This is a genomic window from Flavobacterium reichenbachii, assembly GCF_002217435.1.
GTDB lineage: Bacteria > Bacteroidota > Bacteroidia > Flavobacteriales > Flavobacteriaceae > Flavobacterium > Flavobacterium reichenbachii.
Map to the genome: position 1 here is coordinate 376,987 of NZ_MUHF01000007.1, position 21,553 is coordinate 398,539.

Sequence of the window (21,553 nt, forward strand, 5' to 3'; positions counted from 1 at the left end):
TTAATCTGGGTAAATGTATTGAGAAATAAGCAGCGTCTTAAGATTCGAATGACTGCATTGTTACCAGCTTATTATAAGTTCCGTTGTGTGCAATTAATTGGTCGTGAGTTCCTTGTTCAACGATTTTTCCTTTTTGCATTACGATTATTACATCAGCTTTTTGAATTGTTGAAAGACGGTGAGCAATTATGATAGAAGTTCTATTCTGCATCATATTCTCTAAAGCAACCTGAACAAATTTTTCACTTTCTGTATCTAAATTAGAAGTAGCTTCATCAAGAATCATGATCGGCGGATTCTTCAATACTGCTCTTGCAATAGATAAACGTTGTTTTTGTCCGCCCGAAAGTTTATTTCCGCTGTCTCCGATATTCGTATAAATTCCTAAATCAAGATCTTTTACAAATTCGTAAGCATTTGCAATCTTTAACGCTTCGATAATTTCGTCATCTGTTGCGTCTAATTTTCCTAAAGAAATATTTGCTTTTATAGTATCGTTAAATAAAATACTGTCCTGAGTTACTAATCCGATTAAACTACGAAGTGACTGTAAATTTATATCTTTAATATTGATTCCGTCAACAGAAATGGATCCGTCATTAACATCATAAAAACGAGTTAACAAATTTGCCATAGTACTTTTTCCGCTTCCAGACTGGCCGACAAGCGCAACAGTTTGCCCTTTTTTAATAGTAATAGAAAAATCCTTTAAAACAGTTTCTTTTTCATATTGAAAATTAATATTTTGAACTGTGATATTGTCGTCAAAAGTTGTTTTTTCTATTGCGTCGATTTTGCTTGTAATTGGGTTTTCCTGATCTAAAATCTCTAAAACACGTTCTGCTGCAGCATTTCCTCTTTTTACGCCATAAGAAGCTTTAGAAATTGCTTTTGCAGGCGTTAGGATATTATAAGCCAATCCCATATAAGCAATAAAGGAAGGACCGCTCAGCGTTTTGTCAATTAAAACCATTTGTCCGCCGTACCACAATAAAATAGCAATAACGGTAATTCCCATAAACTCACTTGCAGGAGAAGCTAAGTTTTGACGATTGCCTATACTATTTGATAAATTGAAAAAACGTTCTGTTGAGTTTTGAAAAACAGTATTAAAGTAGTTTTCAGAATTATATCCTTTTACAACCTTCAATCCGCCAATAGTTTCTTCGATTGTAGATAAAAAAGTACCTTGTTCTTCCTGCGCTTTTGTCGATTGTTTTTTAAGTTGTTTTCCAATTAATGAAATAATGTAACCTGAAATCGGAATAAAAATAAAAACAAACAACGTTAGTTTAGTGCTGATAATTAACATAGTTGTTATAGTAAAAACTATCGTTAACGGCTCTTTTACAATAAGTTCTAATATGGCTAAAAATGAATTTTGAACCTCGTTAACATCGGCAGAAATTCTGGAAATTACATCTCCTTTTCTTTTTTCAGAGTAAAAAGCCAAAGGCAGATCGAGCGTTTTTTTGTACATCGCATTTCGCATGTCTTTTAAAACCCCATTTCGTAAAAAAGTAATAAAAAACATGGCCAGATAATCGGCTAAGTTTTTTAATAAGAAAATCGAAATTATAATGGCTACCATTATAGATAAAATGTAGCCGGGATCATGGTCGCCTTTTGTTGTAGTTATATAATAACTTAAATAGTCTTCTCCGTACTGCTGAAGTTTTAAAATTCCCTTATATACCGGTTTTATTTTTCTGGCTTTTGTCTGGTCAAATAAAACCTGAAGCATAGGTATTAAAGCCACAAACGAAAGTGTACTAAAAAGAGCATATAGCACATTAAAAAAAATGTTTAAAAATGCATATTTTTTATACGGATATATAAAAGGGACTATTTTTTTGAAATTACTCATTATTAGGTTGTTATTTTTAGCTTTAAAACCCGACAGTCTTTAAATTGTCGGGTTTTGTAAAAAAGCTTATGCACTTATTTAATTCAATTGCATGTCTGCAATAATATTTTGTATTTTTTGGTCTAAGAAACTTTCTGCTTCTTCAAAATCCAAAACAGATTCAATCTCGGCATTAACGCTGATATAGAATTTAATTTTTGGTTCTGTTCCGCTTGGTCTTGCGCAAATTTTAGAGCCGTCTGCAGTATAATAAATCAATACATTAGACTTTGGTATATCCATTACCGATTCTTCATTTGTCAATAAATTCAAAGCAGTAGAAGATTGATAATCTTCTACCATAATAACGCTTTCTCCATTGATTTCTTTCAGAGGATTTTGACGTAGATTAATCATCATCTGATTAATTTCTTCCAGACCTTCCATTCCTTTTTTAGTCAGCGAAACTAAGAATTCTTTATAGAAACCATTCTCAACATAAAGCTGTAAAAGTTCTTTGTAAACAGAGCTTCCGGCTGCTTTTGCCTGAGCTGCAATTTCGCAGATCAACAAAGTAGCTGCAACTGCATCTTTATCTCTTACGGCATCGCCAACCATAAAACCAAAACTTTCTTCGCCGCCGCCAATAAACTCAAGCTCAGGAAAATCTTTGATCATTTTGGCAATCCATTTAAAACCAGTAAGGCCGACTTTGCATTCTACACCATAACTTGTTGCGAGCTCCATTATCATCGGAGTCGAAACTATAGTAGAACCAACAAATTGTTTTCCGTTAATTTTTCCGGCTTTTTTCCATTGTTTTAATAAAAATGAAGTCATTAAAACCATGGTCTGATTTCCGTTTAGTAAAATCATTTTACCATCGTTATCTCGTACTGCAACGCCTAAACGGTCGCAGTCAGGATCTGTACCCACAACAATATCAGAATTTGTTTTGTCTGCCAAAGCCAAAGCCATCGTCAGAGCTTCTGGTTCTTCTGGGTTTGGAGATTTTACAGTAGGGAAATTTCCGTCTGGTACAGCTTGTTCCGGAACAATGTGTACGTTGTTATAACCAGCCTGAGATAAAGTGTCTGGAATTGATTTTATAGAAGTTCCGTGAAGCGAAGTAAAAACAATATGTAAGTTGTCTTTAGCCGCTGCCGGAGTATTAAAACTTGCGTTTTCTATAGAAGATTGTACAAAAGCTTTGTCAATTTCTGTATCGATATACTTAATCAGGCTTTCGTTGGCATTAAATTTAATTTTGTCGTAGCTTAAATTTTCAATTACGTTAATAATAGCCGCATCTTGTGGCGGTACAATCTGTCCTCCATCTTCCCAATAGACCTTGTAGCCATTATATTCTGGCGGATTGTGCGAAGCTGTCAATACAATACCGCACTGGCATCCTAAATATTTAAGAGCAAAGGACAATTCTGGAGTTGGTCGTAAATCTGAAAATAAGTAAACTTGAATTCCGTTTGCAGAGAAAACATCTGCCACAATCTTTGCCAGTGTGTTGCTGTTGTGACGGCAGTCGTAAGCTATAACAATTTTTATAGTTTGATTAGGAAAAACTTCGTGAAGATAATCAGATAAACCCTGAGTGTTTTTTCCAAGTGTATATTTGTTAATTCTATTGTTTCCCACACCCATCACACCGCGCATTCCGCCCGTTCCGAATTCCAGGTTTTTATAAAAACTTTCTTCAAGTTCTTTTGGAGCAGTTGTCATTAATTCCTTAACAGCTGCTTGTGTTTCACTGTCAAATGCTGGTGTCAGCCATTCATTTACAGCACTCAATATATTAGGAGCTATATTCATTTAAATTTCTTTTTTAATATTTAATTAAAGATAAGTTTTTTTCAGAAGATGATCCTGCTGTCTACTATATCTTTTACGGCTTCCGATCCCGAATTTTCAGATTTGACCATCAAAAAAGGATGCCTTTCGAAGCCTGCGGATTATAAATTTCAGTGCTTTACGTTAAAAATTAACTTCTCTGGAAACCTTATAACGCGCTTCGTTGCTTTTAGTTCTCAAAATAATTTCGCCTAAAAATCCGGCCAGAAATAATTGAGTTCCTATAATCATTGATGTTATTGATAAATAAAAATGAGGTCTTTCTGTAATTAATCTGCTGGTTTTGTGAATGAATAATTTATCAATACCTAAGTATAAAGCCAGTAAAAAACCAATCATAAACATAATCGAACCCAATAGTCCAAATAAGTGCATTGGTCTTTTTCCGAATCGGGATAAAAACCAAATTGTAATCAAATCAAGAAAACCGTTTACAAAACGATCCATTCCAAATTTGGTTTCGCCGTATTTACGCGCCTGATGAATTACCACTTTCTCACCGATTTTGTTAAATCCGGCATTTTTTGCAAGCACAGGAATGTAGCGGTGCATTTCGCCCGAAACTTCTATGTTTTTTACAACCGTATTTTTATAAGCTTTTAGCCCGCAGTTAAAATCATTTAGTTCAACGCCGGATGTTTTTCTTGCGGCCCAGTTGAATAATTTTGATGGTAAATTTTTAGCTACAACAGAGTCATAACGTTTCTTTTTCCATCCTGAAACCAAATCAAATTTTTGAGCCGTAATCATCTCATACAAACCTGGAATTTCGTCAGGACTGTCTTGTAAATCTGCATCCATTGTTATGATGACATCGCCGCTGGCTTTTGCAAAACCAGCATGAAGCGCTTGAGATTTTCCGAAATTTTTCATAAATCGAATCCCTTTTACATTCGGATTTTCATTAGAGAAACTTTCAATAATATTCCAAGAATTATCGGTACTTCCATCATCTACAAAGATGATTTCATAAGAGTAATTATTAGATTGCATCACTTTAATAATCCAAGAATAAAGTTCTTGCAGTGATTCCTCTTCGTTTAGAAGTGGTATTAGTATAGATAAATTCATTTATGTTTTTATTCTTGTCTAGTTTTGCTTTTGAAAAATGCTGCCAAAATTAATCCAAAAACAGCGCTGAATACAATAGAAAAAGCGCAGCCTTTAATTAATTCAATAGTAGAGAAAGAATTATGCTCTTTCATTTTAGCAATATTCTCGTTAATAATAGAAGCAGGAGTACCCATTTTTTGCATAAATCCTGCGGTATATTTAATTAATAATTCGCTTACAGTCTCTTTTGCACCTGGATCGATAACATTAAATAAGAGAATATTAAATAATGTAGAAATAAGAATACCTATTACGGCAGCTATAAAGTAAGTTGTAAATGCTTCTTTAAAGGTATAAACTCCGTTTAGTTGTTTTTTTGTTTTAGAAAGCAGAATAATAGCTATTGTTAGATTTATAGCCAGTCCTATTAAGCCAAACCACCATGAAACAAATAAATTTAAATCAATTGCATATATACTTGCTGTAATGAATGCAGATGTAATTCCAATGATTACACCAAAATTTATCCCATTTTTCTTTATAACTTCATTAATCATATTTTCTATATGTTTAAAATTAATCCACAAATATAGCAATTACCATATATACAAAAGTCAGATGTATATTAAAAAAATTGACACAAAAGAAGTAACACTCAAAAATATTGATTAAAAGATTTGTTTATTAAAAAATAAATGTAAATTTGCACACTCAAAAATAATTAAAAGTTTTTAAACAAAAAGAGTATCATTTATTTACACCTTTTTCTAACCATGAAAAAGCTTCAAAATGAAAATGCTCCAAACAATAAATAAAAAATAAAGATGAAAAAAGGAATCCACCCAGAAAATTACAGATTAGTTGCATTTAAAGACATGTCAAATGATGACGTTTTTATCACTAAATCTACTGCAGATACAAAAGAAACAATTGAAGTTGACGGAGTTGAGTATCCAGTTGTAAAAATGGAGATTTCTAGAACATCTCACCCTTTTTATACTGGTAAATCTAAACTTATCGATACTGCAGGACGTATTGATAAATTCAAAACTAAATATGCTAAACACGCTAAAAAATAATAGCTGTTTTTATTCATATACAAAGCCTTCCAAATTTGGGAGGCTTTTTTTTGTGAAATTGTTTCTAAAACTTCAAAAATATAATCCTCAAACAAACGAATCTATGTTGGGTGATATCTTTATCTTTGAATAAAATAATTTAAAACAAATTCAAATGGAGTCACTTAAAGCTGTTTTTGAAAAACTGGAACTAGAGATGCATCATTTTGAAAAGTTTAATGATGAAGTCCAGTTTAAAATTTTAAAGAAAAAAGAATATTTAATTCAGGAAGGTGCTGTTTGTGATTTTATAGGAATAGTAAATTACGGAAAACTTCGTTCGTATGTTCAAAATGACGGAGCTGAATACAATAATGATTTTTATCTCGAAAATAGTTTTGTGACTGCTTATACCAGTTATTTAACTCAAAGTCCGACAAACTGCAACATTGAAGCTCTGGCCGAAACTGAAATTCAATACATCACTCTTAAACAGTTTAATAGATTAATAGAAGAGGATTTAGCTTTTTTAAAGCTCGCCAAATATATTTCTGATATATTTTTTATTAGAAAATGCAGACGAGAAACTTCTTTTCTGAAAAATTCTGCAGCAGAAAGACTCGAGCTGCTTTATAAAACATATCCGGGAATAGAACAGCAGGTTTCTCAATATCATATTGCGTCTTATCTTGGTATAAAACCTGAGTCTCTAAGCCGAATAAAACTCTTAACATACATCAATAAATAAGTGTTTATTTAGATTGAATTTTGTGCTTCAATAATCATAAATATTTGAAGTATGCCAGTAATTAATCTACAAGTCAGCGGTCAGGAAAATCCTGATTTGGCAAAAGAACTAGTGCAGACTATAAGCAGTCTCACGAAAGATATCTTAAATAAAAAACCAGAAGTTACCGTAATAACGGTATCGTTTATACCAGATTATCTCTGGTTTATCAATTCAAAATCTTTAGCTGAATTGAAGAAGAATAGTTTCTTTTTGACTATTAAAATTTCAGACTCCACAAATTTAAAAGATGACAAAGCAAAGTTTATAGAAGCGCTGCATAATGCGCTTGCTTCAATATTGGGCAGTCTCCACCCCGTAAGTTATGCCGCAATAGAAGAAATGAAAGCCGATGCTTATGGTTATGAGGGGCTTACAATAGAATATAAAATCATTAATAATAAAATTTCAAAAGTTTAATTAAATGAAAAAAATCAGCCTCTTGTCCTTTATAGTTTTGACTATAATGCAGTGCTATGGACAGCAAAAACAGGACGACAACAAAAAGATACTCGCCATTATTGATTCCTATTCAAAAAGCGTAATCGAAAAAGATTCTATCACATTTTACAGTTTATTTAATGATGATCATGTGGTGTGGTGCGCAGCTTATAAAGATCGGACTCAAGCCAGAGAAATTCAAGCAAAGGGCGAAGCAAAAGCCGGAAGCAGTTATTTTTCGGGTTCTTACAAAGGATTTCTAAGAGGCTTGTTTAGACATAAAACAACCGAAGATAAATTTGACACTATTAAAATTGTTCAGGACGGAACTGTTGCCTCCGTAACAATGGATTATAGTTTTTGGGCAGATAACGAAATGACAAATTGGGGAAGTAAGTATTTAAATCTGATTAAAAAAGAGGGTAAATGGAAGATTACAAGTGTAATATATTCCTTAGAATTAGTTAAATATTTTAAACAGCCAGAGCGTAAAACTAAAAAGCAGGCAAAAAATATATAAGATATATGCTGTGTTTAAATATTGTAAAAAGCTGCAGGTTTTATTGCAGCTTTTTTATGGATCAAATCTCCTGTTATTTTATTGGTTTTAATTGTATTGCTGTATTTTCTTTCATTACGATAACACATTTAATTGAACAAAATAAAATATTTGTAACTTTGGACCAGGTAACCAAATCAATATTTTAACAAACACAAATTTTTATGAACTATATTCTTTTCGACGGACCCGTTCGGAATGCTTTATTGCCTTTTACTTTTACCCGTCCGGTTGCAGATATTTTAATCGGAATAATGACAATTCGTCAAAAATGGGAAATGCGTTTAGGTTCAACCATAACAACCATAACAGAAGAATACTTATCGGAGAAATTTCCGATGGTAGAAATGGAAGAAAATGTAATGATCAATGCCGCTTATTTACCAAATGATACGCTGGCAGAGATGGTTTCTGATCTTAAGGAAAATCAGGCGATTTTTAAAGGAGAGGATGTAATTGCTTTTTTTGCCTCAGAAAATCAGGAAGAAGTAGATTTTGATACTTACGAGATAATTCAATACAATGATAACGCTCTTACTGTAGAACACACTTGGGATATTTTTTCTAAAAATGATGCCGCTATTCGTGAAGATTTTATTTATCTGACAGAAGACAGAAAATCACAGCCAATTCCAAAAAGTGTCAATGTAATTTCGCCAGAAAATATTTTTATAGAAGAAGGAGCAAAATTGGAGTTTGTGACTTTAAATGCTTCAAACGGACCTATATATGTAGGTAAGAATTCTGAAATAATGGAAGGTACAGTAATTCGCGGTCCTTTTGCTTTATGCGAGAATGCACAAGTTAAACTAAATGCAAAAATCTACGGTGCCACAACAGTTGGTGTCGGTTCCAGAATAGGAGGAGAGGTTAAGAATTCGGTTCTTTTTGCAAATTCCAACAAAGGACACGACGGATTTTTGGGTGATTCTGTTTTAGGCGAATGGTGTAATATCGGAGCAGACAGTAATAATTCTAACCTAAAGAACAATTATGAAGAGGTAAAATTGTGGAGCTATGAAACGGAAGGTTTTGCAAAAACCGGACTTCAGTTTTGTGGTTTAATGATGGGAGATCACAGTAAATGCGGTATCAATACCATGTTTAATACCGGAACTGTTGTTGGAGTAAGTGCTAATATTTTTGGATCTGGTTTTCCTCGTAATTTTGTACCAAGCTTCTCTTGGGGCGGTGCGGCAGGTTTTACAACTTATGTAACTAAAAAAGCTTTTGAAACTGCCAAATTAGTAATGGGACGAAGAAATATTGAATTTGACCAAACAGAATCTGCAATCTTAGAACATATTTTTGAAGAAACTAAAAAGTGGAGGAAAGATTGATAATTAGAAAATGTGCCAATTTGATAATTAGTCAATTAGATAATTAGAAAATGCGATAATTTTCAGCAAACCCGACAGGTTTTTTTTAAACCTGTCGGGTTTTGTGTTTTTTTTATTCTTGTCTTTAAACTGGACTGAAGTCCAGCCCTACAATATTGCCCGAACCTAAGGCTCTCTTGCTGTTCCGCAGGAACCTATTATATTGTAGAGCTGGACTTCAGTCCAGTTTAGAATGAAGATATTTTTAATTTAAAGATTTTCTAATTCTCTAATTGACTAATTATCAAATTGGCACATTCTCAGAATTATCTAATTTTCTAATTGCCGCATTTTCTAATTCTTTAATTGACACATTATCAGAATTATCCAATTATCTAATTGGCACATTATCAAAATTCTCTAATTGTCACATTCTCAAAATTATCTAATTGTCAAATTGGCACATTATCTAATTAAAATCTATCTTTGCAGCTTGAAAAAAATACTTGCTGAAAATTCTAAAATTCTAGGCAGTCTAAAATCCAAAAATCTCAATGATTACAGTTAACGATATTTCGGTTCAGTTTGGTGGAACTACATTATTTAGCGATGTTTCTTTTGCTATCAATGAAAATGATAAAATTGCCCTTATGGGTAAAAATGGTGCGGGAAAATCGACACTTTTAAAAATAATTGCAGGTCAAAGCAAACCTTCAACTGGAAGTATCTCGACTCCAAAAGATGCTGTTGTAGCTTATCTGCCTCAGCATTTATTGACAAAAGACGGATCGACTGTAATGGAAGAAGCCTCTAAAGCTTTTGGAGAGATTTTTAAAATGAAAGCTGAAATTGACGAAATCAACGAGCAGTTAACCGTTCGTACAGATTACGAAAGCGATGCTTACATGAAATTAATCGAAAGAGTTTCTGACTTAAGCGAGAAATTCTATGCGATTGAAGAAGTGAATTACGAAGCCGAAGTAGAGAAAATTTTGGTGGGTCTAGGTTTTGAGCGTGAAGATTTTACACGTCAGACTTCAGAATTTTCAGGAGGATGGAGAATGCGTATCGAATTGGCAAAAATCCTTTTGCAGAAACCAGATTTGATTTTGCTCGATGAGCCAACCAACCATATGGATATTGAAAGTATTCAGTGGTTAGAAGAGTTTTTGCTGACTTCTGCAAAAGCGGTTGTGGTAATTTCCCACGATAGGGCATTTGTAGATAATATTACAAATCGTACGATTGAAGTTACAATGGGAAGAATTTACGATTATAAAGCTAAATATTCTCATTACTTAGAACTTAGAAAAGACCGTCGTGTACACCAGCAGAAAGCATACGATGAACAGCAAAAAATGATTGCAGATAACAGAGCTTTTATTGATCGTTTTAAAGGAACTTTTTCTAAAACAGATGCCGTTCAGTCTCGTGTAAAGATGCTTGAAAAACTGGTTATTGTTCAGGTTGATGAAGTAGACAATTCAGCATTAAAATTAAAATTCCCACCCGCAGCACGTTCAGGACAATATCCTGTTGTAGTAAAAGATCTGTCTAAATCGTACGGCGATCATGTGGTTTTTAAAGATGCAAATATTGTAATTGAAAGAGGTCAGAAAGTAGCTTTCGTAGGTAAAAATGGTGAAGGAAAATCAACGATGATCAAAGCCATTATGAAGGAAATAGGTATCGATGAAGGAAGTGTTGATATTGGTCATAATTCTCAAATTGGATATTTTGCTCAAAACCAAGCTTCATTATTAGATGAAAATGCTACTATTTTTGAAACTATCGATAATATTGCTGTTGGGGATATTAGAACACAAATCAAGAATATTTTAGGAGCCTTTATGTTTCAGGGTGATGATATTACCAAAAAAGTAAAAGTACTTTCGGGTGGAGAAAAAACCCGTTTGGCTATGATCAAATTGTTGTTGGAGCCAGTTAATTTATTGATTCTGGATGAGCCTTCAAATCACTTGGATATGAAAACAAAAGATATCATTAAAGATGCCCTGCGTGATTTTGACGGAACTTTAATCCTGGTTTCTCACGATCGTGATTTCCTTGACGGATTAGCAACTAAGGTTTTTGAATTTGGAAACAAAAGAGTAAAAGAACATTTTGAAGATGTGGCAGGTTTCCTTGCTCATAAAAAAATGGATTCGATGAGAGAGATTGAAAAGTAAATTTTTATTCCTGATATAATTTAAAAGCACAAGTTTTAAACTTGTGCTTTTTTTATTTCGTTAAAAAATATATTTCTTACTAATTGTGATATAAGTTGTTTGTTTTTTACTACATTCGCTTGATCTTTGATATTGAAATATAAGCAGTTAGCTTTTTTGCTGTAAAGTAAAGAATTGATTCTAGTATCGGTTGTAACTATTAATTTTATAATACAGCTATGAAAAAATCTTTGCTTATACCAGCTGCTCTTTTCCTTTTTTTACCTCTTTTGATAAATGCTCAAACTCCCGAGAATTCAGAAAGCAGTGTGAAATATCCTCAGTTTCAATTTAAGGGACTTTTACAAGCCAGGTATTTAGAAAGTTCTGGCAAAAATGTCGACGTCATGGGCGTCCATCATTCTACAGGTGAAGCCGTCCAAAGTTCGTTTGATATTAAACGAATGCGTGTTGGCGCAAATACCAAATTAAGCGAAGCTGCAGAAGTGGTAATTCTGGTTAACCTTGCCGATTTTAAATCGGATTCTAAAGGAAAAGTACTGGAAAACGCCTATGCAAAATATACTTTCAATAAATATATTGCTTTAATCGGAGGTCAATTCCGTCCGGCTTTTGGTATCGAAGAATTAGTTCCTGTAGACATTATCAAATCATTTGATTTCTCCAATCAATATTATGAATTTGGAAAAAACGGCTGGACGAGTTTTCAAATCGGAGCTTCGGCAAGCGGTGCTTTTGAAATTGGAAAAATTCCAATTGATTATGCCTTTTCTGTTTTAAATGGAAACGGAAAAAATCAGGAAATGGATAAAGATAACGGCAAACAATATTCTTCAAGATTGGTTTTTGGGCTGTCTAAAAAGCATAAAATCAATTTAGGTTTAAACAGCGGTATCGGAAAAGTTTTTAAAGAAAAGGTTTTTGCTTTTGGAGCTGATATTACCAGTGATTTTAAACTAACAGACCAATTTACTTTTGACCTGCAGATTGAATACAAACAAGGAACAAATTCTAATTTGTATTTTTCATTACCTCCGGCGAACAGAACTCCGGATGTTGACGATTACCAAATGCGCGGGATTTATTTCCTGCCCAATTTGAGATATGTAATAAATTATAAAAAACTGACAGCATTAGAATTTTCGTGCCGTTATGAATCATTCGATTCCAATTATAAAGTTGATTCGAATGTCAGAGAGACCTACACGCCCATGATTAGTCTCGAGTTCGGAAAAGCATATACAGGAAGAATAGAAATGGGGCTGCAGATCGATGATTTTGATCGCAATATTCCAGATACATCCACTTATGACAATACCTTATTTATAATACAATTTCAATGCAGGCTTTAATTTAATTCCCATCGTTGTGAAAGAAGTAAAGATTCCTCAAACCCTGATCACACTTGTGGTCGGAATTGTAATTTGGTTCATTCCCGCTCCAAGCGGTGTAGTTCCCGAAGCGTGGCATTTGTTTGCCATTTTTGCAGCTACAATTCTCGGAATTATTCTAAAAGCGGCTCCTATGGGAACCATGTGTATGATTGCGATTGCTCTAACTGCTTTTTCGCAGGTTTTAGCTCCGGGAGATGCAGGAAAATCAATTACATTAGCATTAAAAGGTTTTGGAGATAAGGTAATCTGGCTTATCGGAATTTCATTTTTTATAGCAAGAGGATTTATTAAAACCGGTTTAGGAAACCGAATTGCTTTTTTATTCATAAAAATATTCGGCAAAAGTTCGCTTGGTCTCGCTTATGGTTTAGGTTTGGCCGATTTAGTGCTTGCGCCGGCCGTGCCAAGTAATACTGCAAGAGGCGGCGGTATTATTTATCCGATAATGAAAGCTATGGCGATGAGTTTTGGCTCAATGCCCGATCAGCCGGAAACACACCGCAAATTAGGAGCTTATCTTACGTTGAGCAGTTATAATGCCAATTTAATTGCCTCCTCTATGTTTTTGACGGGAACCGCAAGCAACCCGATGTGTCAAAAATTTGCATTGAATCTGGGGATAAAAATTACCTGGATGTCTTGGGCAGCCGCAGCGATTGTTCCGGGATTAATTTCGTTTTTTGTTATTCCTTTTGTATTGTATAAAATTTATCCGCCAGAGCTTAAAAAAACGGGAGATGCTCCACAAATAGCAAGTCAGAGGCTTATAGAAATGGGACCTATTACCAGAAACGAATGGATGATGCTTCTTACCTTTTTTATTTTATTATTCCTTTGGATGACAGGCGACTTGTTTTCTATCGATGCCACAACAACTGCTTTTATAGGTTTGGTGATTTTATTGCTCACTTCAGTTTTAACTTGGGATGATGTAAAGGCAGAAAAAGGAGCCTGGGACACCATAGTGTGGTTTTCTGTTTTAGTTATGATGGCCAGTTCGCTAAACGAATTGGGTTTTATCGGCTGGTTTAGCAATGTGGTAAAAGCAGAAATTGGCGGATTAAGCTGGCAGATGGCTTTTCCGATAATAATATTAGTATACTTTTTTAGTCATTATCTTTTTGCGAGCGCAACAGCTCACGTAGCCGCGATGTATGCCGCTTTATTAGGTGTCGGAGTTTCACTGGGGATTCCCGGACTTTTACTCGCTTTTATGCTGGGTTTTGTAGGTTCAATTTATGGAACATTAACACATTATGGCCACGGACCAGCACCAGTTTTCTTCGGAAGCGGTTACGTCGACCTGAAAAGCTGGTGGGTCAAGGGTTTAATAACCGGATTGGTTATGCTTTTTATTTATATGGCCATCGGAGGTTTATGGCTCCGACTAATTGGTGATTTTTAAATTCTGATTCCTGGAGGAAGCAATTCTTTATACTTCGGATTTTTTTTGATAAACAATGCGATTTTTGGAGAAATAGGCATTATCCTAAATTTCTTTTCGATGACAATTTCCATGATGTTTTTAAGCAGTCCGTCAATTACAGCCGGGTTGTCGTAGCCTTCTGGTGTGTTGATTTTGGTTAAGAAGATTTTTTTTTCCTGAAATGAATATTCAACACTAATCATTCCTTGTGGTACTATGGTCTCAAATTGTCTAGCAAAAGTATTGTCTTTGATTTCCATCGTTTCAATAGTTTGTTCCATAATAATTTTTTTTTAGGTCATGTTTATAAATAAATTTGAGGGTGAAATAAGTTCGAAAGAAAATTCTGTATAAGTTTTTTTATCCGAATTTATTTCAAATACAAAGGTAATCAATTGATATTCAATATTAAGTTATTTTTTCCAGATAGCCTGTAGTAAATGTAATTTTTACATTTTTTATTTTATATGAAGCATAATATTACGGTCCGAAATTTGCTTGGAGTATATTAAATAAAGTAACTTTAAACTTTGTTATTAAAAGTCGTAATTATAATTTATTTTTTGTGCAATGAGTAAAATTCCGGTTTATTTTATGCCAGGTTTGGCGGCAAGTCCTTCTATTTTTGAAAGGATTAATTTAGACGAATCTGTTTTTGAAGTATTTTTTTTAGAATGGCAGATTCCAAATCCAAAAGAATCTTTATCCGATTATGCACTTCGCATCAGCAAATATATCAAACATCCGGATCCTGTTTTAATTGGAGTTTCGTTTGGAGGAATTTTGGTACAGGAAATTACAAAACACATCAATGCACGAAAAGTAATTATTATTTCGAGTGTTCGCAGTAATGTCGAATTTCCAAGAAGAATGAAAATAGGGAAGAGAACAAAAGCCTATAAACTAATTCCGATGCAGATCTTATTAAATGTAGAAAAGCTTGCGAAATTTTCGTTTGGAGAAAAAATAAATAAACGTATTCAGCTGTACGAAAAATTTCTATCTGTACGTGATATTTATTATTTGCAGTGGGCTGTAGAAACAGTTATTCGCTGGGATCGAAATAAAGCCGATGAAAAAGTAATACACATTCATGGAGATCAGGATCATGTCTTTCCTATAAAATATATTAACAGCTGTATTGTGGTAAAAGGCGGTACGCATATTATGATTCTCAATAAATATAAATGGCTGAACGAAAATCTGCCTTCTATAATATTGGAGGATTAAAAATGATATGAGGAAATTAGCCGTAGCGGTAGTTTTAATTTTGACAGGATGTACTAATTCATCTAAAAAAGAGGTTGATTTAACTTTTTTTAAATGGAATATTCACGAATCGTATTATTTAAAATTTAATTCTTCGGACACTCTATATTATATAGATGTTTATGGTTTTAAAGAAGAAACATTCTTTACGATTTTGAATAGAGATGAAAAAGAAAGGATTCATAATATCTTAAATACAATAACTTTTCCAAAGAATCATGTTTATGAAAGCCAGGTTGATGATGGAGAAACTAACGCTTTTGTGTTAAAGGATGAAAATCAAACAAGAAAACTTAAAATTCATGGGCATAATGGACCAAATCGATTTTGGCTTTTCGCTAAATCATTAGATAATATTAAGTCCGTTCATAAATTTACAAAAACGGACAAGAAAATTGATCTGGAAGAAATGAATAAAATGGTAATAATGAAATTACCATCAAACTTTGTTGTTGATACTTTACAATAAAAAATCCCAAACTCCTTTCTGGAATTTGGGATTTAAAATATTGAAATTTAAAATCGTTAGATTTTCTTCATTTGATCTTTCATCATTGTAATCTGCTCTTTCAACATACCTTGTTTGTCTAATTTCTTAGCTTCGTTAAGCAAGTTTGTAGCCTCAAGTTTTCTGCGGCGCGACATAGCCACTCCGGCAAGGTTTAATTTAGCTACAGCCAAATCCATATCCATTGATAGTCCAAGCTCGATAGCTTTTTTAAAATGTTTCTCTGCCTGGTTGATATTGGTTTGAGATAACATGATTCCGTGTAGGTAATTAAAGTAACCTTGTTGTTTTCTTACTAAGGCCGCTTCTGGATTTTTGATATAGGCAAGCCATTTTTTTGCACCTTCAAAGTCTTGTTTTCTTAATTTAAGGAAAGCTAAAAGGATAAATTCGTTTTTAAAGTAAAGAAAAATTGGAATTGCAGTCAATAATATAAGGAATATACCATTCCCGATATTACTCTCTGTAAATTGCCAAATGCCAGCAACTACAAGAAGTCCGGCCAAAATAAGTTTAATATTTTTATGAAACATAATTAATGTAAATTTGTGATTGCAAATATAGTAAAATGAATTAAAAATATTTTTATTAAAGTGCTTGCCAGAAAAAAAAGTCTTTGTATATTTGCACTCGGTTTTGGAACAACGATATTCAAAAACGGAAAAGAGATATTAGATACCATTTTAAAGATACAAAGCAATGAGCAAAAGAACATTTCAACCATCGAAAAGAAAAAGAAGAAATAAGCACGGATTTATGGACAGAATGGCTTCTGCGAATGGAAGAAAAGTTCTAGCGCGTAGAAGAGCAAAAGGAAGACATAAATTGACTGTTTCTAGCGAACCTAGACACAAAAAATAATGTTTCTATAAACATAAATAAGGCGTTACTTTCTTAGTATCGCCTTTTTTTATACCTTGTCGGTAAAAATTTTCTCAACATTCTAGTTTATAGCGCACTAGAAATGTTTTTTAAAATACTTTTATAACTACACAATACATATACAATGCCTAAAGACACATCAATTAAATCAGTTTTAATAATAGGATCAGGACCTATTGTTATTGGTCAAGCTTGCGAATTTGATTATGCAGGATCTCAATCTGCACGTTCTATTCGTGAAGAAGGAATTGAAGTTATTCTTATTAACTCAAATCCGGCGACGATTATGACCGACCCAAGTATGGCCGATCATATTTATTTAAAACCATTAACTACAAAATCGATTATTGAAATTCTTAAAGAACATCCACAAATTGATGCTGTTTTGCCTACAATGGGAGGACAAACCGCTTTGAATTTGTGTTTGGAAGCTGAAGAAAAAGGAATCTGGCAGGATTTCGGAGTAAAATTAATTGGAGTTGATGTAAACGCGATTAATATTACAGAAGACAGAGAGCAGTTCAAACAGCTTTTAGAAAGAATCAATGTACCAACTGCACCTGCAAAAACAGCTACTTCATACCTTGAAGGGAAAGAAATTGCTCAGGAATTTGGTTTTCCGCTTGTAATTCGTCCTTCGTTTACACTTGGAGGAACAGGAGCAGCAATTGTTTATAAAAAAGAAGATTTTGATGAGCTTTTAACCCGCGGTTTAGAAGCGTCTCCAATTCATGAAGTTTTAATTGATAAAGCTTTAATGGGATGGAAAGAATACGAGTTAGAGCTTTTAAGAGATAAAAACGATAATGTTGTAATCATTTGTTCGATCGAAAATATGGACCCAATGGGAATTCATACTGGAGATTCGATTACAGTTGCACCAGCAATGACATTATCTGATACCACTTTCCAGAAATTACGTGACTACGCTATCTTAATGATGAGAAGTATCGGAAATTTTGCGGGAGGATGTAACGTACAATTTGCAGTTTCGCCAGACGAAAAAGAGGATATCGTAGCAATCGAGATTAATCCTCGTGTGTCGCGTTCATCAGCTTTAGCATCAAAAGCGACGGGTTATCCGATTGCTAAAATTGCTTCTAAACTAGCTTTAGGATACAATTTGGATGAATTGCAAAATCAAATTACAAAATCGACTTCGGCGCTTTTTGAACCGACTTTGGATTATGTAATCGTTAAAATACCACGTTGGAACTTTGATAAATTCGAAGGTGCTGACAGAACTTTAGGTCTTCAGATGAAATCTGTTGGGGAAGTAATGGGAATTGGAAGATCTTTCCAAGAAGCATTACACAAAGCAACGCAATCTTTAGAGATTAAAAGAAACGGTTTGGGTGCTGACGGAAAAGGATATAAAAACTACGAACAAATTATCGAGAAACTAACTTTTGCAAGCTGGGATCGTGTTTTTGTAATTTATGATGCAATTGCAATGGGAATTCCGTTGAGCCGTATTCATGAAATCACAAAAATCGATATGTGGTTCCTGAAACAATATGAAGAGCTTTATACTTTGGAGAAAGAAATTTCTAACTATAAAATTTCTAATCTTCCAAAAGAACTTTTGCTTGAAGCGAAACAAAAAGGTTTTGCAGACAGACAAATTGCTCACATGATGAATTGTCTGGAAAGTGAAGTACATACATTGCGTATGGATCAAAACATTAACCGTGTGTTTAAACTGGTTGATACTTGTGCTGCGGAATTTAAAGCAAAAACACCTTATTATTACTCCACTTTTGAGGCCGAAATCGAAAAAGCAAACGGCGAGCGTTATGTAGATAACGAAAGCATTGTAACCGATAAAAAGAAAATCATCGTTTTGGGTTCTGGACCAAACAGAATTGGTCAGGGAATTGAGTTTGATTATTCTTGTGTACACGGAGTTTTGGCAGCAAAAGAATGCGGTTACGAAACGATTATGATCAACTGTAATCCGGAAACAGTTTCGACTGATTTTGATACAGCGGATAAATTATACTTTGAGCCTGTTTTCTGGGAGCATATTTACGATATTATTCAGCATGAAAAACCGGAAGGTGTAATTGTTCAATTAGGTGGACAAACGGCTTTGAAACTGGCTGAGAAATTATCTAAATACGGAGTGAAAATCATCGGAACTAGTTTTGATGCACTAGATTTAGCTGAAGACAGAGGAAGATTCTCAGATCTATTGAAAGAATTACATATTCCTTTCCCACAATTCGGAATCGCTGAAACGGCAGACGAAGCTTCTGCTTTAGCAGATACTTTAGACTTCCCATTATTGATTCGTCCTTCTTATGTATTAGGAGGTCAGGGAATGAAAATTGTAATCAACAAAAAAGAATTAGAGGAACACGTGATCAATTTATTGAAAATGATTCCTGGAAATAAATTGCTTTTAGATCACTATTTAGCCGGAGCAATCGAAGCAGAAGCAGATGCAATCTGTGATGCTGATGGAAATGTGTACATCATCGGAATTATGGAGCACATTGAGCCTTGCGGAGTTCACTCTGGAGATAGTAACGCTACTTTGCCTCCTTTTAACTTAGGAGAATTTGTAATGCAACAAATTAAAGATCATACAATAAAAATTGCTAGAGCTTTAAAAACTGTTGGTTTAATCAACATTCAGTTTGCGATAAAAGACGATACGGTTTACATTATCGAAGCAAATCCTAGAGCTTCGAGAACAGTTCCGTTTATTGCAAAAGCCTACGGAGAACCTTATGTAAACTATGCTACAAAAGTAATGTTAGGACACAATAAAGTAACAGACTTCGACTTTAATCCGCAATTGAAAGGTTATGCGATTAAGCAGCCGGTTTTCTCTTTCAGTAAATTCCATAATGTAAACAAAGCATTAGGACCAGAAATGAAATCGACAGGAGAAAGCATCTTGTTTATTGATGACTTAAAAGACGATCAATTCTACGAATTGTACTCTAGAAGAAAAATGTATTTGAGTAAATAATCTCAAATCCTGATATAAAAAAAGCTCCAAGTAATTGGAGCTTTTTTGTTTTTGTGCAGTTTTTATTTAGTTTGCAACATCATACTTATAATTAAAAGTTCCCTCTGTTACTTTTGTTGTAACTGGATTAGAAGTACTTATTGTTTTTGAGTAATCTTCGACACAATTAAAAGAAAAAGTTCCTGCTACTGTTTTGGCTGTTAAGTCAACTGAAGTAATAGATAAAGTTCCTTCGGCTACATATTGAAGTTTTGCTTTACTGTTAAGAGATACTTCAATTTGGGTTTTTGTAGCGTCAAAAGTAGTTGGTGTGATAGAATAAGTTCCAACCTTAAGGTCGCTTCTTTTAATGTAAAGTCTAATTTCGTCTACTACATTTTTTCTTCCTGCTAACTGAATGTACAGCGCTGTCGGATAATAATCAAATAACGGTTTTGTTGCGTAATTTGTGTTAAACGGATTATTCATTTCCCATAAAGTCCCGTCAACTTTTGCAGTCATTGCAAATTTTGATGTTGGTAAGGTTGGATCTTCTGGAGTTTCGCTGTCACTTGAGCAGCTGTTTAAAGCAAAAATAAAAAGGAGTAAAAGAATTTTTGGTGTTTTCATTAGTGGTATTTAAAAGGTTATATTAAGCAGTAAATGTAAATGAATTTTTACTAATTTTTTCAACCTGAAATTTAAAAAAATTAGAATTTATTTTCTTATAAGTTAAATTCAGTTTTAAATAATTATGGCAATTGAGATATAAAAAAAAGCTCCATTTCTGAAGCTTTTTCGTTTAAAGTAAGATTGAATATTTATCGGCTTTGCAGGGATTAAATTCATCTTATGTTTCGTGCAGCAGGCTGTAAATCAGAAATATTATTGATTTTTATTAAATACCATATTATCTCTTGTGTTTTTTTGCACAGAAATAGCACCAAATAAGGCTAATAAAAACGCAAAAGCATAGAATCCTTTTTCACTCGGTAAAATGGTTGCATTTATTAATCCGATAATTAATAGCGCAACAGATAGAAGTGTTCCAAACCAGCAGATTCCGTAATAGATATCTGTTACAGGAAGATTTTCAAGTTTGTCTCTCACACTTTTTTGCAATGAAACTACAGCAAAAAGACCGAACATTAGAACTGTAAAATAATATCCTTTTTCATTTAGCAGCATTTCTGCTCTCGCAAGTCCTACTATAAAGCCTGTTGTTCCTGCTGCAAGTGCTACCCAAGATGCGGCTATATACGCAATCGATGTTTTTTGTACCATAATTTTATTAATTTTTTTGTTTAGGTTGATTGCAAATGTACCTAATAAATTAATTTTACGTAAGTTTTATCTTTCATTTTTATGTTCCGAAAGCATGCCATAGAAAACACGTTATATTTATAAATAAAAAAAGCTCCATTTCTGGAGCTTTCTTCGTTTTAAAGTAAGATTGAAATTATTTCATTAATTCCTGCAGCGGTTTTAATTGATCCATATTAATGTTTGATTTTTGTAAAACCGACATTAAGGTCATGATATTATTCGGATTCATATTTTTGCCTAAAACGCGGACTACCGCAAAACCATTTTCTTTTCTGTTGGCAAAAACTACAAATTCTTCTATGTTTTCATCTGTACCTACATAACTTATAGAGGCACCGTCTTTACCAGAACCAACCTTCATTAACTGCTGGTATTTTGGATTTTTCAGAATGTCTTTTACTTTTGCACGCTCTGTTTCAAATTCGGCTTGATTTTTATCATTTGCTTTGAATGCTAAAATGTTCATTTTGTCAAATGATTTTAAAGCTTCATTTTGCTCTGCAGATAGTTGTGCTTTATCCAGATTTAAAATATTAGACGAAACATCAAGTGCAATAAAATCTTTTTTCTCTGTATTTTCAACAAAATACTTTTGCAGAGAAGGTTCAGAATTACAACTTATTAAAGTTAGTAATGCTATAAGGGCTGAGGTAAAAACACTGACTTTCATA

21 protein-coding genes are annotated in these 21,553 nt (G+C 33.5%); 12 read left to right on the forward strand and 9 right to left on the reverse strand.

Annotation, left to right across the window (positions count from 1 at the left end):
• Positions 1-37 precede the first annotated feature (37 nt).
• The 4 genes from B0A68_RS08600 to B0A68_RS08615 all read right to left on the reverse strand — a co-directional run bounded on the left by B0A68_RS08600 (position 38) and on the right by B0A68_RS08615 (position 5,322).
• Positions 38-1,867, reverse strand: a complete 1,830-nt coding sequence (locus B0A68_RS08600) for an ABC transporter ATP-binding protein (RefSeq protein WP_035682036.1) — start codon at positions 1,865-1,867, stop codon at positions 38-40.
• A gap of 78 nt (positions 1,868-1,945) precedes the next feature.
• A complete protein-coding gene (locus B0A68_RS08605; RefSeq protein ID WP_035682034.1) occupies positions 1,946-3,673 on the reverse strand; it encodes a phospho-sugar mutase in 1,728 nt (575 codons plus the stop codon).
• A 162-nt stretch (positions 3,674-3,835) separates the two neighbouring features.
• Positions 3,836-4,783, reverse strand: a complete 948-nt coding sequence (locus B0A68_RS08610) for a glycosyltransferase family 2 protein (RefSeq protein WP_035682032.1) — start codon at positions 4,781-4,783, stop codon at positions 3,836-3,838.
• A gap of 8 nt (positions 4,784-4,791) precedes the next feature.
• Entirely contained in the window at positions 4,792-5,322 is a 531-nt protein-coding gene (locus B0A68_RS08615; RefSeq protein WP_035682029.1) for a DUF4199 domain-containing protein, read from the reverse strand.
• 267 nt (positions 5,323-5,589) lie between these two features.
• On the opposite strand from B0A68_RS08615, the gene B0A68_RS08620 reads away from it, so the two are divergent.
• From B0A68_RS08620 to B0A68_RS08655, 8 genes are all read left to right on the forward strand, one after another.
• Complete coding sequence (locus B0A68_RS08620; RefSeq protein ID WP_011921626.1) at positions 5,590-5,844, forward strand: type B 50S ribosomal protein L31; 255 nt, start codon at positions 5,590-5,592, stop codon at positions 5,842-5,844.
• Positions 5,845-5,998: 154 nt separating this feature from the next.
• Positions 5,999-6,571: a Crp/Fnr family transcriptional regulator gene (locus B0A68_RS08625; RefSeq protein ID WP_035682028.1), complete on the forward strand. Its 573-nt coding sequence runs from the start codon at positions 5,999-6,001 to the stop codon at positions 6,569-6,571.
• Positions 6,572-6,622: 51 nt separating this feature from the next.
• Positions 6,623-7,030 (forward strand): tautomerase family protein, encoded by a 408-nt coding sequence (locus B0A68_RS08630; RefSeq protein WP_035682027.1) that lies wholly within the window; start codon positions 6,623-6,625, stop codon positions 7,028-7,030.
• Between the two features lie 4 nt (positions 7,031-7,034).
• Complete coding sequence (locus tag B0A68_RS08635) at positions 7,035-7,571, forward strand: Cif family virulence factor (protein ID WP_035682026.1); 537 nt, start codon at positions 7,035-7,037, stop codon at positions 7,569-7,571.
• A gap of 203 nt (positions 7,572-7,774) precedes the next feature.
• Positions 7,775-8,950, forward strand: coding sequence for a GlmU family protein (locus B0A68_RS08640; RefSeq protein ID WP_035682023.1), 1,176 nt, complete (start codon positions 7,775-7,777; stop codon positions 8,948-8,950).
• A gap of 533 nt (positions 8,951-9,483) precedes the next feature.
• Positions 9,484-11,118, forward strand: a complete 1,635-nt coding sequence (locus B0A68_RS08645; RefSeq protein WP_035682022.1) for an ABC-F family ATP-binding cassette domain-containing protein — start codon at positions 9,484-9,486, stop codon at positions 11,116-11,118.
• Positions 11,119-11,336: 218 nt separating this feature from the next.
• A complete protein-coding gene (locus tag B0A68_RS08650; RefSeq protein WP_035682020.1) occupies positions 11,337-12,470 on the forward strand; it encodes a porin in 1,134 nt (377 codons plus the stop codon).
• A gap of 16 nt (positions 12,471-12,486) precedes the next feature.
• Complete coding sequence (locus B0A68_RS08655) at positions 12,487-13,917, forward strand: anion permease (protein WP_035682018.1); 1,431 nt, start codon at positions 12,487-12,489, stop codon at positions 13,915-13,917.
• On the opposite strand, the gene B0A68_RS08660 is transcribed toward B0A68_RS08655, so the two are convergent.
• The gene (locus B0A68_RS08660; protein ID WP_035687812.1) at positions 13,914-14,198 is read right to left on the reverse strand and encodes a GNAT family N-acetyltransferase; all 285 of its coding nucleotides are present in this window, start codon (positions 14,196-14,198) and stop codon (positions 13,914-13,916) included. The genes B0A68_RS08655 and B0A68_RS08660 overlap by 4 nt on opposite strands.
• A gap of 310 nt (positions 14,199-14,508) precedes the next feature.
• Between B0A68_RS08660 and B0A68_RS08665 the strand changes: the two genes are divergently transcribed.
• Both B0A68_RS08665 and B0A68_RS08670 read left to right on the forward strand, forming a co-directional pair.
• Positions 14,509-15,168: an alpha/beta hydrolase family protein gene (locus B0A68_RS08665; protein ID WP_035682017.1), complete on the forward strand. Its 660-nt coding sequence runs from the start codon at positions 14,509-14,511 to the stop codon at positions 15,166-15,168.
• A 7-nt stretch (positions 15,169-15,175) separates the two neighbouring features.
• Positions 15,176-15,676: a hypothetical protein gene (locus tag B0A68_RS08670; RefSeq protein WP_035682015.1), complete on the forward strand. Its 501-nt coding sequence runs from the start codon at positions 15,176-15,178 to the stop codon at positions 15,674-15,676.
• 56 nt (positions 15,677-15,732) lie between these two features.
• Here the strand turns inward: B0A68_RS08670 and B0A68_RS08675 are convergent, their stop codons facing one another.
• Positions 15,733-16,248: a hypothetical protein gene (locus B0A68_RS08675; protein WP_035682014.1), complete on the reverse strand. Its 516-nt coding sequence runs from the start codon at positions 16,246-16,248 to the stop codon at positions 15,733-15,735.
• Between the two features lie 166 nt (positions 16,249-16,414).
• On the opposite strand from B0A68_RS08675, the gene rpmH reads away from it, so the two are divergent.
• Together rpmH and carB are read left to right on the forward strand one after the other, a co-directional pair.
• The gene (rpmH, locus tag B0A68_RS08680; RefSeq protein WP_008464848.1) at positions 16,415-16,576 is read left to right on the forward strand and encodes a 50S ribosomal protein L34; all 162 of its coding nucleotides are present in this window, start codon (positions 16,415-16,417) and stop codon (positions 16,574-16,576) included.
• A gap of 145 nt (positions 16,577-16,721) precedes the next feature.
• The gene (carB, locus tag B0A68_RS08685; RefSeq protein ID WP_035682012.1) at positions 16,722-19,577 is read left to right on the forward strand and encodes a carbamoyl-phosphate synthase large subunit; all 2,856 of its coding nucleotides are present in this window, start codon (positions 16,722-16,724) and stop codon (positions 19,575-19,577) included.
• Between the two features lie 66 nt (positions 19,578-19,643).
• Here the strand turns inward: carB and B0A68_RS08690 are convergent, their stop codons facing one another.
• From B0A68_RS08690 to B0A68_RS08700, 3 genes are all read right to left on the reverse strand, one after another.
• Positions 19,644-20,186 (reverse strand): hypothetical protein, encoded by a 543-nt coding sequence (locus B0A68_RS08690; protein ID WP_035682010.1) that lies wholly within the window; start codon positions 20,184-20,186, stop codon positions 19,644-19,646.
• Positions 20,187-20,441: 255 nt separating this feature from the next.
• Complete coding sequence (gene yiaA, locus B0A68_RS08695) at positions 20,442-20,840, reverse strand: inner membrane protein YiaA (protein ID WP_035682009.1); 399 nt, start codon at positions 20,838-20,840, stop codon at positions 20,442-20,444.
• 175 nt (positions 20,841-21,015) lie between these two features.
• Positions 21,016-21,552: a DUF4252 domain-containing protein gene (locus B0A68_RS08700; protein WP_035682007.1), complete on the reverse strand. Its 537-nt coding sequence runs from the start codon at positions 21,550-21,552 to the stop codon at positions 21,016-21,018.
• Between the last annotated feature and the right edge of the window lies 1 nt (position 21,553).